Origin of the sequence: Arthrobacter sp. 2MCAF14 (genome assembly GCF_052115645.1) — a bacterium.
Taxonomy (GTDB): Bacteria; Actinomycetota; Actinomycetes; order Actinomycetales; family Micrococcaceae; genus Arthrobacter.
Genome location: NZ_JBFRHB010000020.1, coordinates 1 through 11,897, shown reverse-complemented (window position 1 = coordinate 11,897; position 11,897 = coordinate 1). Strand labels below are relative to the sequence as shown.

Genomic DNA, 11,897 nt, shown 5'->3' with positions numbered 1-11,897 from the left:
ATGGAAAGCCTCGTGAGTTTGCGCGGTGTCACGCGCACGGTGGTGCTGCCTGACGATCAGAAGCTTCATATCCTCCGCGGGATCGACCTTGAGATTTCCGCCGGCGACCACACCGCGATCATCGGCCGCTCGGGCTGCGGGAAGTCAACGTTGCTGAACCTCCTGGGTCTGCTGGACGTGCCCACGGCCGGCGAAATCCAGTTTCTTGGCACACCTGTGCTAAAACTCGGTGGCAACGCCCGTGCACGGCTTCGAGGCTCCACAGTGGGCTTCGTGTTCCAGCAATTCAACCTGCTCCCCGGCCGTAGCGCACTGGACAATGTCATCACGCCGCTCCTCTACGCCCGCGGCCGCGATTTCCTGCGACGCCGTGAACTGGCCATGGACATGCTGGACCGTGTGGGACTTGCCGGCCGTGCCCAGACCATGCCGAACATGCTCTCGGGTGGTGAGCAGCAGAGGGTTGCCATCGCGCGGGCCTTGGTCCGGCGGCCCCGTCTGATCCTTGCCGACGAACCCACAGGCGCGCTCGATGTAGAGACCGGGCAATCGGTCATGGCACTTCTGGACCAGGTGGCCACGGAGTCCGCCGCGGCACTCGTGACCATCACCCACGACAGCAATGTGGCTGCACTGGCACGGTCCCGCTTCCGTCTGGACTCAGGCGTTCTGCATCCCCTTGACCCCGAGTCGAACTCGGGGACCGCTTTGTCGGAACCGGCCTTGTCGGCACCGGCCTTGTCGGCACCGGCTTCGCCGGGTCCAGCGCTGTTCGGTCCAACATCGTCGGAGGTCGGTCGATGATCGGTTTCATATCAGCCATGGTGGAAGCCTGGCAGGAACTGCGGATCAACAAAGTCCGGATCCTGCTGGCTTTGCTGGGCGTAGCCTTGTCCGTCGCGGCGCTCACGTCCGTGGTAGGCGTCGGCAATCTTGCACGCGAAGGATTCAAAGCCTCGTCCGAGCGCACAGGGGGACGCTCAGCGACGCTCGCACTAGGGGTCAATGGTCCAACCCAGCCGGATCCAGCGCGTCTGGATGCGGCCTATCAGTCCATCGTTGACCGTTACGGTATCGCCTTCTCCTCGCACGAGGGCCACGCCGAGCAGCCGTTCCAGTTCCCTCGCGGTGTCCAGCCTGTTCAATTGATGGTGGTGGACCCCGGATATGGGGTCATTCACCGTCTGGAGTTGCGGCAAGGGTCCTGGTTTGCCAGCGACGACGAACAGCGGCTGGCGCCCGCCGTCGTCGTCACTGAAGCGTTCTACAACGCGGCTGGCAGGCCCGACCTTGCCTTGCAACCCGGCATCAAGACCGCAGGCGAGCAGGAATCGAATGCAGTGATCATCGGCGTCGTGCCGGACACTTGGCCGGATGCACCCCCAGCGGCGTACATACTGTCGGGCGCCGCCAAGCAAATGGGAGTCAACCAGCTCGGTGGGCAGTTCAAGGTATGGGTGCAGGACGGGCAGGCAGAAATTCTCTCGGCAGCTATCCAGGCCGATTTGGCGCAACAGTTCCCCGACACGAACATCATGGCGCAGCGGATCGACTTTGCGGCACACGGAGATCCTCTGGCCCCGGTGCAGCTGGTGGTAGGCGGTATTGCCGGCCTCGTCCTCTTGCTGGGCGCGGTGGGGATGTTGAACATCTCGATGGTCACGGTCCGGTACAGGGTGCGGGAAATCGGTATTAGAAGGAGCTTCGGAGCGACCTCGGGGCGGATCTTCCTGGGCGTGATGATGGAGTCCGTCGTGGCCACCGCAGTGGCCGGGCTGGCCGGCGTCATGGTGGCAGTGGCGGTGGTCAAACACCCTTGGATCCAGTCAAAGGTTGCGCCAGCCCTCCGCCAGTACCCTCCGTTCCCCATCGAAGCGGCCATGCTCGGTTTCGGAGCAGCTGTGCTGGTAGGAGCATTGGCCGGCGCAATCCCGGCACTTGTGGCGGTGCGCGTCAAGGTTATCGACGCGATTCGCTTCTAAGGAGCCGAGCTCGGCCGACCGGGCCGCCCGGAAAGGGGGCCAGAAACCTCGCGGTTCCCGGCTCTCTTTCCGTTGTTTGGAAAACGTGATCAGGCCCCGGCAGCGACCCTCGGACGCACCGTTTCCTCGCTCAGTTTGCCCTGCTGCAGCCTGAAGCGCCGTTCGGTTTTCTGCGCCAGGCTCCGGTCATGCGTTACCACGAGGATGGTGGTGTTGTGGTCCCGGCTCAAGGAACTGAGCAGTTCGATGATGTGTTCACCGGTCTGCTCATCCAGGTTGCCGGTGGGCTCGTCGGCCAGGATGAGCTTGGGCTCGTTGGCTAGGGCGCGGGCAATGGCAACCCGCTGCTGCTCGCCGCCCGAGAGCTTGTTGACGCGACGGGACTGTTTCTCCGGATCCAGCTGCACCTGCTCCAAGAGGGACCGCGCCCGCTCCAAGCGGGCAGCCTTCCGCATTCCCGCGAACTCCATGGGCAGCATCACGTTGTCCACTGCCGAGAGGTTGGGGATGAGGTTGAACTGCTGGAAGACGAAGCCGATGTCCCGGCGCCGGTATTCGGTGAGTTTGCCGGCGGGCAGCCCGGCCAGGCTGACTCCGTCCACTACGACGTCCCCGCTGGTGGGCTTGTCCAAGGCGCCGAGCAGGGAGAGCAAGGTGCTCTTGCCGCTGCCGCTCTTTCCCACGATCGAGGCAAGGGTCCCCTTTTCGAGCTCGAAGCTCACGCCGTTGACGGGCTTGATGGTGCGGTCGCCGGACTTGAACTGGCGGACCAGGTCTTTGACTTCAATCATGGCTATTCTCCTCGGAGGACTTCGACGGGGCTGATGCGGGCTGTGAGCAGCGCTGGTACCAGGGCGCCCACGACGGCGACGCCGAAGACCGCGGCAACGCCGGCGGCAATGACGCCGGGGGAGGCGCTCGCTGTGACCGAGGTGAGCAGCTGGGAGGCTCCGCCGAACGGGTTTCCACCGGGACCGCCGAAGCCTCCGCCGCCGTGGCCGCGCTGGCTCGTGGCCGCCGTCGAGCTGTTGGAACTGATCAGTGCCGACGCGATGCCGCCGCTGGCGAAGGAGGCGATGGCAGCGCCAACGACGCTGCCAAGCGCCACGAGGACGAGGGCTTCGAGCACGAACTGCAAGCCGATGGTCCGGTTGCGGGCGCCGATGGCCTTCAAGACTCCGATCTCACGGCGGCGCTCCCGGACCAGCATGACCATGATGAGCAGGATGATGAGGCCGGCCGTGCCGAGGGCCGCGATGAAGGCCACGAGTGAAATGTTCTTGACGCTGTCCAAGGAACTGACAGCGGTTTCGAGGTTCCGCTGGCCCTGCGTCACGTCGGCCTTTCCGGAGCCCAGGGCAGTCTGCAGTGCTGTCTTGGCAGTGTCCACATTCGCCATGCTGTTGACCGTCACCACCATGCTGGAGAGCTCGCCCGGGGTTGCGGCGAGGGCCTGGGCCTCGGCGAGTGTCGTGTACACGGCGTTGTTGCCGAAAGTGGTGCCGGCGTCGAAGATGCCCGCCACCGTGAAGGTCTTGCCGGCGATGGTGAACGTTGAGCCGGCCTTGAGGTTGTTCTTTGTCGCGAGTGTCGTTCCGACGAGGGCCTTGGTGCTCGCCACGGTGTAATCGCCCAGGCCCAGGCCCGTGCCGCTGGTGATGGTCAAGGCCTTGCCGGCGGTGTCCACCTCGGCGCCGATACCTGTAGCGGTGATGGGCAGCGAGAACGCCGGCGCGGTTCCGGTGCTTCCCGAGCCGGTGCTTCCCGTGCCGGTACTGCCGCTGGTGTTGTTGCGGTTGCCGAGCGTGCCGGCGTCGATGGCTGCCTGAAGGTTTGTGGTGACGCTCGTGCCGCCACCGGGACCGCCACCCGGTCCGGCTTGCTGCGCCGTGGTGCCGGTGGTCGAGGCCGCCGTTGCGGTTTCCAGCCGCAGCGCCTTGGTGCCCACCACGGAAACGACGTTCGGTACGGCTGCCGCCGTCGCGGTCTGGGCTGCGGTGAGCGGCTCGCCGCCGCCGTCGAAGCCCTGCGCTCCGGCGGGGTTCACAGTCAGGACTGTACCCACGGAGGCGTTGAGCTCCTGGACCTTGCCGCCAACGGCTTGGTTGGCCACGAGCATGGCCAGCGCCAGCCCGATCGCGACGGCAAGCACTGCCACTACAGCCGCGGTTCTTATCTTGTTGCGGAAGGCATTGCCTACACTCCGGGCGAGGACGCTCACGGTTCTCCTTAGGGACCTGGCCCGCCCCAGCGGCGCGCCTGCTCACCTAACAGTGCTCACCGCGGCTGTGCGGCTGTGCAGTTGTTGCTATGCGGGGCCTGTGAAGAATTGCGCGACGGCGGATGGAACCGGACACAGCGACGGCGGCCACCCCCTTGAGTGGGGATGGCCGCCGTCGTTGGTGCCTGGATGAGAACTGTTACTTGGTGATCGGTCCGAGGATCGGATCGTCCACGTAAGCCGTCTTCACGTTGGCGAGAGTCACGATGACCGGAGGCAGCAGGTATGCCGGCACGGTCTTGACGCCGTTGTTGTAGGACTTGGTGTCGTTGATTTCCGGGGTCTTACCGGACTGGACGTCCTGGACCATGGTGATGGCGTGCTCAACGAGCTTGCGGGTGTCCTTGTTGATGGTGGAGTACTGCTCACCCGCAAGGATGGACTTGACCGACTCAACTTCCGAGTCCTGGCCGGTCACGACCGGAAGCGGCTTGCCGGCCGCCTTGACCGAGGTCAGGATGGCGCGGGCCAGGGTGTCGTTCGGGGACAGCACGCCGTCCAGCGAAGCGCTGGTGTAGGTACCTGCGAGCAGGGTATCCATGCGCTTCTGGGCGTTCTCTGCCTTCCAGCCCTGGGTGACGGCCTGTTCGAACGACTTCTGGCCGGACACGACCTTGAGGGTTCCATCATCGATCTTCGGCTGCAGGATGCTCATGGCGCCGTCGAAGAAGACCTTCGCGTTGGCGTCATCGGGGGAGCCTGCAAACAGCTCAATGTTGTACGGGCCGCTCGGCTTCTTGGCCTTGAGTCCGTCCAGCAGGGCCTGGCCCTGCAGCACGCCGACCTTGAAGTTGTCGTAGGCCACGTAGTAGTCCACGTTGGAGGTGTTCAGGAGCAGGCGGTCATATGCAATGACCGTGGCGCCGGCGTCCTTGGCCTGCTTGAGCTGCGTGCCGAGCTGGGCGCCGTCAATGGCACCGACGATGATGAGCTTGTCGCCCTTGGTGATCATCGCGCTGATCTGGTTCTGCTGCTCCGAAACGCCACCGTTGGCGAACTGCACATCCGGCTTGAAACCTGCGCTCGTGAGCCCGTCGTTGAAGAGCTTCTCCGCCAGGACCCAGTTCTCACTGGTCTTCTGGGGGAGCGCGACGCCGATCGAGGAACCCTTGGGGAATGCCTCGCTGCCGCTGGATGAACCACCGGAGGTGCCGCTGTCCGTACGGCCGCAGGCCGTCAGCGCCAGTGCCGCGATCGCAGCTACTGCTGCTGCCTTTCCTGCTTTACCAAACATTCGCATATCTTGGTTCGCTTTCTTGTTGTGGATGGAACAATCCGTCTTGAAGCCGGTCAGGCTTCCTTGGAGATGACTTCCTTGGTTGAGGTCGTCTCGTCCGGGGCATTTTCGCTGCTCCGGCCGAAGTTTTTCATCATCATTCCGATGATCGATTTCTTGCCCTGGGTCTTGTTGTAGACGTCGAAGGCAACGGCTGCCAGCAGGACGAGGCCCTTGATGATCTGGGTGAGGTCCGCGCCGACGCCGAGCAGTTGGAGGCCGTTGTTGAGGACAGCCATGACGAGGCCACCAACGATGGAGCCGATCACGGTGCCCACGCCGCCGGTGACCGCTGCGCCACCGATGAATACCGCAGCGATCGCATCCAGTTCCCAGCCGACGCCGTCGAACGGGCCCGATGCGGTGGAGCGGCCCACGAAGATCATGCCGGCGAGGCCGGCAAGGATGGACATGTTCATCATGACCATGAAATTGACCTTCTTGGACTGAACTCCGGAGAGCTCGGCCGCGTGGCGGTTGCCGCCGACTGCGTAGATGTGGCGGCCGATGACCGTCTTGGCGGAAATGAAACCGTAGATCAGGACCAGCACGGCCAAGATGAGGCCCGGGATGGGGAACGAGGTGCCGGGGCGGCCAGTCGCGAAAAGGTAGGTGGCGTAGAGGATGGCTGCATTGACGAGCACGAGCTTGGTGACCATCACCCAGCCCTCTTGTACCTCGGCGCCCAATGCCTGGGCGGTGCGGCGGGAACGAATCGCACTGACAATCACGAATGCGACGGCGATAAGGCCCAGCAGGATTGTCAGGTTGTTATACCCCGTTTTCGGCCCTATCTCGGGCAGGTACCCGGAGCCCAGGTACTGGAAGTCTTCCGGGACCGGAACGGTGTTGGACTTGCCGACGAACTGGTTGAAACCGCGGAACAGCAGCATGCCCGCAAGGGTCACGATGAATGCCGGAATCCCGACGTATGCCGTCCAGAATCCTTGCCAGGCTCCGATCAGGGCGCCGAGCAGGAGCCCGAACAGGACTGCTACGTACCAGGGCAAGTGCCAGTCCCTGATGGCGAGGGCCACCGAGATACCGACGAAGGCCGCTACCGAACCTACGGAAAGGTCGATGTGGCCGGCGATGATGACCAGGACCATGCCGATGGCCAGGATCAGGATGTAGGAGTTGCCGTTGAAGAGGTTGATCACGTTGCCCGGGGTGAGCGTGCGGCCCGAGGTGAAGATCTGGAAGAAGATGACGAGTGCAACCAGGGCGAAGATCATGCCGAATTGGCGGGTGTTGCCACCGAATAGCTTCTTGAGCGCGTTCATTGTTTTGGGTCCTTGTGTCCGTGTGGTTCTGGAGGTGACCGGGGTCAGGCAGCTTTGCGGCTGGATGTCATGAGCTTCATGAGGCTTTCCTGGCTGGCTTCGTCCTTGTTGAGTACGCCAGTGATGGAGCCCTCGAAGATGGTGTAGATACGGTCGGAGAGGCCCAGCAGTTCGGGAAGTTCGGAGGAGATCACAATCACGCCCTTCCCTTGGTTGGCCAGCTGCTGGATGATTCCGTAGATCTCGTACTTGGCCCCGACATCGATTCCGCGGGTGGGTTCATCCAGGATGAGAAGGTCCGGATCCGTGAACATCCATTTCGCGAGCACCACCTTTTGCTGGTTTCCGCCGGAGAGCTTCGATACGCCTTCCTCGACCGAGGGGGTCTTGGTGCGCAGCGACTTCCGGTATTGCTCAGCCACCATGAATTCCTTGTTGGTGTCCACAACAATGCCCCGGCTGATCTTCTTCAAGTTGGCTGACACCGTGGTGGTCTTGATGTCGTCCAGGAGGTTCAGTCCCAGGCTCTTGCGGTCTTCCGTGACGTAGCCGAGACCGGCGTCGATCGCCTGGCGGACGCTGCGCATGGTGATCGGCTTGCCGTCCTTGTACACCTGTCCCGAGATGAAACGGCCGTAGGAGTGGCCGAAGACAGAGCGGGCGAGCTCGGTGCGGCCGGCACCCATCAGGCCGGCAAAGCCGACGATTTCACCGCGGCGCACATGGAAGCTGGAGTTCTTGCAGACCAGGCGGTCCTGGATCTGGGGATGCCCAACGTTCCAGTCTTTGACCTCGAAGAACACCTCGCCGATCTTCGGCGTGTGGTCCGGGAAGCGGGACTCGAGCGTCCGCCCGACCATGCCCTTGATGATCCGGTCCTCGTCGACGCCGTCTTCCACGACGTTGAGCGTCTCGATGGACTTGCCATCGCGGATGATGGTGATCTCGTCCGCGATCTGCTCGATCTCATTGAGCTTGTGGGAAATGATGATGGACGTGATGCCCCGGCCCTTGAGGCCAAGGATCAGATCCAGCAAGTGCTGGGAGTCCGATTCGTTGAGGGCCGCAGTGGGCTCGTCGAGGATGAGCAGCTTGACGGACTTGTTCAGGGCCTTGGCGATTTCCACGAGCTGCTGCTTGCCGACGCCGATTTCCTTGATGGGGGTATCCGGGTCCTCGCGCAGGCCAACCCGTGCGAGCAGTTCGATTGAGCGCTTGCGTGCCTCGGCCCAATCGATAATGCCACGACGGACGGGTTCGTTGCCGAGGAAGATGTTTTCCATGATGGACAGCTCGGGAATCAGCGCCAGTTCCTGGTGGATGATCACGATTCCCGCATGTTCGCTGGCCCGGATGTCCTTGAACTGCTGGACTTCCGCCTGGTACACGATGTCGCCGTCGTAGCTGCCGTAGGGGTAAACCCCGGAGAGCACCTTCATCAACGTGGACTTGCCTGCACCGTTTTCACCGCAGATCGCGTGGATTTCGCCCACCTTGACCCGGAGGCTAACGTCCGAGAGCGCCTTCACGCCGGGGAATTCCTTGGTGATGGACCGCATCTCGAGGAGAACCGGATCCTGGTGCGTAATGGGGGTCGACATACCCTTGCGCCTCCAATGTTTGACGTCGTTGTCGGCTCGGGGATGGCGAGCCTATCTGATGAGAAAGTAAACTGGATCACACCGCTTGTCGTCAAGACTTTAACGCAAGACGGCGATAACAGCGTGGTAACGAAATGTTTAGGACTGCTTGAATCCGGCGTGCTGGAACACCAAAGCGGCCGCCCCGAGGGCCTCCGCCCGGGCGCCGAGCGAAGACATCGCCAAGTGCGTTGTCTCACCGATTACGGGCACTGCATGGCGGACGAGACCGCGCCTGATCGGGTCCAGGAGGATGTCGCCGAGGCCGGCCAGGGGGCCGCCCACCACGATGACTTCGGGGTTTATGAGATTCGCCACATTGCCCAACGCCCGCCCTACCGCGAGCCCGGCGTCGTCCACCACGCGAAGGGTCGCCGGATCCCTCGCCAGGGCGTTTCGGACAATGTCCTCGGGCTCGAGGTGCAGCCCCGAGCCCTTCCCGAGCAGCTCGATCATGGTGGTGGTGGAAGCCATCGTTTCCAGGCAGCCCCGGTTGCCGCAGCGGCAGATGGCGCCGTATTCGTGGATGGTTGCATGGCCGATTTCTCCCGTGATTCCCACCGCCCCGTAGTAGGGTGCGCCATTGATGATGAGGCCCGCTCCAATGCCGGAGCCGATCTTGAGGAACATGAGATTGCTGATCCCGCTGTGGGGCCCCCATGTGACCTCGGAGAGGGCGCCCAGATTGGCGTCGTTGTCAACGTATACGGGAAGATCGAGGGCTTCCTCGAGTCGTTCGAGAATCTGGATCCCCACCCATTCGGGCAGGATGGCCCCCTGCGCCACAGTGCCGGAACGGCGGTCGATGGGACCGGCTATGCCGGCGCCCGCGCCAACTACCGCGCTTCGGTCAACCCCGCTTTCGAGCAGGAGTTTGTTGAGGAGCGCGACGGCGGCGCTGATGCCCTGTTCGGCGTGGTGGCCGAGGGGTAGCGTGACCGTTTCCTCGACGATGATGTGATAGCCCAGCGAGGCCAGGACCACACGCAGGTGCCGCCGGCCAAAATCGATCCCGACGGCGACAGCACCGTTGCTGTTGAGCCTGACGTTCAGTGCCCGGCGTCCGGAGCTTGTGATCGGTTCGGTGGAGACGAGCCCCGCGTCCTGCATGATCTTGACGATGTTGGACACCGTTGCCGTGGAAAGGCCTGTCTGCCTGGCGAGTTCGGCCTGGGTGGATGGACCGCTCAGCAGGCATTCGATGAGCCGCTGCTGGTTCAGATGGCGCAGCGCTGATTGCGAGCCGGGGTTTTTGCGATGGCTCTTCGTCGAGCTGGATGTTGCGGGCATGACAAGAAGCGTGCCTCAAATCACAGTTGCAGTCAAGAAGTTAACGCAATGGAGCAAACTTGCATCGGCGTCATGAACTATGCGGCAGATTTGTACGATCCATCCCCGGCGGGCCGTCCGCAGGTCCATTTGTCCTGTGGGACCGGCCTGGTGCTGGCTAGGCTGGAATCACGAGTAATCCCGGGCGTGTCTCCCATGAACGCCCGACGGGGGATGCAAGGTGCTATCGAGGTGGTAATGATGCTGCTGTCCGTTCTGCAGGCCAACGCTGTTGTCCTGGACATCGACGCCAATCTAAAGACGGTCGATGCGGCGGCGCAGCGCGCTGCCGCGGCGGGGGCCTCCTTGTTGCTGACGCCCGAGCTCTTCCCGGTAGGCTATGCGCCGCTGAGGCTCCACGCGGAGCTGGATCCTGCAGTTCTCCCAAGCATCCGGGGGCGCCTTGCGGACATTGCGCGTTCACGGGCCATCGGGCTCGTTTACAGCCTTCCCGCACCGGCTGCCGACGGCGGCTGGCATATCTCCGCCACTCTTCTGGACGCGCACGGATCCGTGCTCCTGGACTACGACAAAGTGCACCTCTTCGGCGAGGAGGAGCGAAAGGCGTTCTCAGCCGCCCGAGTCGCTCCCGGCGTCGTGGACTTCAACGGGATCAAAACGTCGCTGCTGGTTTGCTACGACGTCGAGTTTCCCGAAAGCGTCCGCGCTGCGGCCATGCGAGGCGCTGAACTTCTGCTGGTTCCCACCGCCCTGTCCGCGGGCTTCGACGCCGTACCGCAGGTCCTGATCCGTGCCCGGGCGATGGAGAGCCAACTCAACGTGGCCTACGCGAACCACAGCGGCCACGAGGACGGCTGTGACTTCCTTGGCGGGAGCGTGGTCGCCGGTCCGGATGGTTCATTGCTCGCCGCGGCCGGGGACGGTGCGGCATTGCTGTTCGCCGAGATCTCCACGGAAAGCGTCAAGGCAGCCCGCGAACAGGTGCCCTACTTGCGCGAACGCCGTCCGGAGCTGTACCGCGAGTGGGAAGACCCTGCCTGGAAAGCTTGAGGGCGCGAAGGGTTAGGGCGGAAGGGTAGCTCAGCAGTTGATCCCGGGCGCATGTAAGGCAATCGGCCGAGCCCATTCTCTGATTCCGAGTATCAGGGCCCGTCCATCGCCAAAGTTTGGCAAGAGGAAGACTGCATGCAACAGGAACCAGTACTGCAGGAATGAACCGGGTGCGAGTAGGGCAACCAGCGCCCCGGCCAAGCATGATGCACTCGGGCCAAATATCGCCACGATTGCGATCTGCCACCCGTAGAGACGCCCGACGGGAATGACGGAGAAGCGAAGGACGCCGGCAGATACCACGACGTCGGAAACCCCGTGAAACAGCCTCACGCCCGCAACGTGAGACCACTCATGCACCAGAAAACCGCACAGCAGGCAAAGCACATGCACAAGAAACCACAGGCCAGCCTGGAAAAGTATCGGGTCAGTGGTCATGGCGGCCAGGAAGGTGCACGCCGTGAAGCCGAGAGCCGCGGCGGCAAAAGACAATCTGCACGACCATATGAGTTGCTTGGCTATCAGCCCGGCAGTCACATCCCCGAGGGCGAACTTTCGAACGGTCAACCCTGGTCCGCTTGCAGGAGTCGCTTCTTGTGGAGCTTTAGGCGTTCCAGGACTGATGCAACGACAACATAAAAGACCAGCGATGCCGCGAAGACAAAAGCGATGGGCGCGCCGTTCGACACCCCGATTTCCAATGCGGTCGCCCCGTCGGGCTGTGCATGGGGCTCGAAGAAGAGCGCGCCGAACAGGCCAAATTTCCTGACTCCTATTTCTGACGCAGAGAACATCGTGGTGATGAAACTTGCGACAACGACGATCATGGTGACAACAAAAGAGACTGTCAGCCCGACGATGAATCTAAGCAGCCACTTCATGGCGTGCAATCCTTTCCATTCTTCGCATACCCAGGATGCTGTAAAAGACGACCAGAATGTTAAGCGGCTCATCGCATTTGAGGGTGTAGCGGGGGTGGGCGCGTCGGTGGCCGGATAGGGGTCGAGGTCTTCCGATGATGGAAGTTCCTACACTGCCCATCCGGAAGACCTCGACGTGTCCCACGCTACCTTCCTGCCTCCTGACCTGACTACG

11 protein-coding genes are annotated in these 11,897 nt (G+C 62.8%); 3 read left to right on the top strand and 8 right to left on the bottom strand.

The window, feature by feature from the left end:
• Together AB4074_RS14305 and AB4074_RS14300 are read left to right on the top strand one after the other, a co-directional pair.
• On the top strand, positions 1-804 hold the full coding sequence (locus AB4074_RS14305) for an ABC transporter ATP-binding protein (RefSeq protein WP_441413967.1): 804 nt from the start codon (positions 1-3) through the stop codon (positions 802-804).
• Positions 801-1,982, top strand: coding sequence for an ABC transporter permease (locus AB4074_RS14300; protein ID WP_441413966.1), 1,182 nt, complete (start codon positions 801-803; stop codon positions 1,980-1,982). Before AB4074_RS14305 ends, AB4074_RS14300 begins: the two co-directional genes overlap by 4 nt.
• Before the next feature lie 89 nt (positions 1,983-2,071).
• On the opposite strand, the gene AB4074_RS14295 is transcribed toward AB4074_RS14300, so the two are convergent.
• The 6 genes from AB4074_RS14295 to AB4074_RS14270 all read right to left on the bottom strand — a co-directional run bounded on the left by AB4074_RS14295 (position 2,072) and on the right by AB4074_RS14270 (position 9,752).
• Positions 2,072-2,773 carry an ABC transporter ATP-binding protein gene (locus AB4074_RS14295; protein WP_234751223.1) on the bottom strand — a complete coding sequence of 234 codons (702 nt, stop codon included), beginning with the start codon at positions 2,771-2,773 and terminating at the stop codon, positions 2,072-2,074.
• Between the two features lie 2 nt (positions 2,774-2,775).
• Positions 2,776-4,203, bottom strand: coding sequence for an ABC transporter permease (locus AB4074_RS14290; protein WP_441413965.1), 1,428 nt, complete (start codon positions 4,201-4,203; stop codon positions 2,776-2,778).
• A gap of 199 nt (positions 4,204-4,402) precedes the next feature.
• Positions 4,403-5,503, bottom strand: a complete 1,101-nt coding sequence (locus tag AB4074_RS14285) for a sugar-binding protein (protein ID WP_345450042.1) — start codon at positions 5,501-5,503, stop codon at positions 4,403-4,405.
• A gap of 50 nt (positions 5,504-5,553) precedes the next feature.
• Positions 5,554-6,822, bottom strand: a complete 1,269-nt coding sequence (gene mmsB, locus AB4074_RS14280) for a multiple monosaccharide ABC transporter permease (protein ID WP_437772839.1) — start codon at positions 6,820-6,822, stop codon at positions 5,554-5,556.
• 44 nt (positions 6,823-6,866) lie between these two features.
• Positions 6,867-8,423: a multiple monosaccharide ABC transporter ATP-binding protein gene (gene mmsA, locus AB4074_RS14275; protein WP_441413964.1), complete on the bottom strand. Its 1,557-nt coding sequence runs from the start codon at positions 8,421-8,423 to the stop codon at positions 6,867-6,869.
• 138 nt (positions 8,424-8,561) lie between these two features.
• The gene (locus AB4074_RS14270; protein WP_441413963.1) at positions 8,562-9,752 is read right to left on the bottom strand and encodes an ROK family transcriptional regulator; all 1,191 of its coding nucleotides are present in this window, start codon (positions 9,750-9,752) and stop codon (positions 8,562-8,564) included.
• Positions 9,753-9,989: 237 nt separating this feature from the next.
• On the opposite strand from AB4074_RS14270, the gene AB4074_RS14265 reads away from it, so the two are divergent.
• Positions 9,990-10,802, top strand: a complete 813-nt coding sequence (locus tag AB4074_RS14265) for a nitrilase-related carbon-nitrogen hydrolase (protein ID WP_441414026.1) — start codon at positions 9,990-9,992, stop codon at positions 10,800-10,802.
• A gap of 30 nt (positions 10,803-10,832) precedes the next feature.
• Here AB4074_RS14265 and AB4074_RS14260 read toward each other — a convergent pair whose 3' ends face one another.
• The gene (locus AB4074_RS14260) at positions 10,833-11,369 is read right to left on the bottom strand and encodes a hypothetical protein (protein WP_441413962.1); all 537 of its coding nucleotides are present in this window, start codon (positions 11,367-11,369) and stop codon (positions 10,833-10,835) included.
• Positions 11,366-11,683: a hypothetical protein gene (locus AB4074_RS14255; RefSeq protein WP_441413961.1), complete on the bottom strand. Its 318-nt coding sequence runs from the start codon at positions 11,681-11,683 to the stop codon at positions 11,366-11,368. The genes AB4074_RS14260 and AB4074_RS14255 overlap by 4 nt, the downstream gene beginning before the upstream one ends.
• Positions 11,684-11,897 lie beyond the last annotated feature (214 nt).

What these genes read in the sequence shown, in the direction of transcription:
- AB4074_RS14300 (WP_441413966.1), top strand. Translation starts at nt 801, where the DNA reads ATGATCGGTTTCATATCAGCCATGGTGGAAGCCTGGCAGGAACTGCGG.
- AB4074_RS14265 (WP_441414026.1), top strand. Translation starts at nt 9,990, where the DNA reads ATGATGCTGCTGTCCGTTCTGCAGGCCAACGCTGTTGTCCTGGACATC.
- AB4074_RS14285 (WP_345450042.1), bottom strand. Translation starts at nt 5,503, where the DNA reads ATGCGAATGTTTGGTAAAGCAGGAAAGGCAGCAGCAGTAGCTGCGATC.
- AB4074_RS14270 (WP_441413963.1), bottom strand. Translation starts at nt 9,752, where the DNA reads ATGCCCGCAACATCCAGCTCGACGAAGAGCCATCGCAAAAACCCCGGC.
- mmsB (WP_437772839.1), bottom strand. Translation starts at nt 6,822, where the DNA reads ATGAACGCGCTCAAGAAGCTATTCGGTGGCAACACCCGCCAATTCGGC.
- AB4074_RS14305 (WP_441413967.1), top strand. Translation starts at nt 1, where the DNA reads ATGGAAAGCCTCGTGAGTTTGCGCGGTGTCACGCGCACGGTGGTGCTG.
- AB4074_RS14295 (WP_234751223.1), bottom strand. Translation starts at nt 2,773, where the DNA reads ATGATTGAAGTCAAAGACCTGGTCCGCCAGTTCAAGTCCGGCGACCGC.
- mmsA (WP_441413964.1), bottom strand. Translation starts at nt 8,423, where the DNA reads ATGTCGACCCCCATTACGCACCAGGATCCGGTTCTCCTCGAGATGCGG.
- AB4074_RS14255 (WP_441413961.1), bottom strand. Translation starts at nt 11,683, where the DNA reads ATGAAGTGGCTGCTTAGATTCATCGTCGGGCTGACAGTCTCTTTTGTT.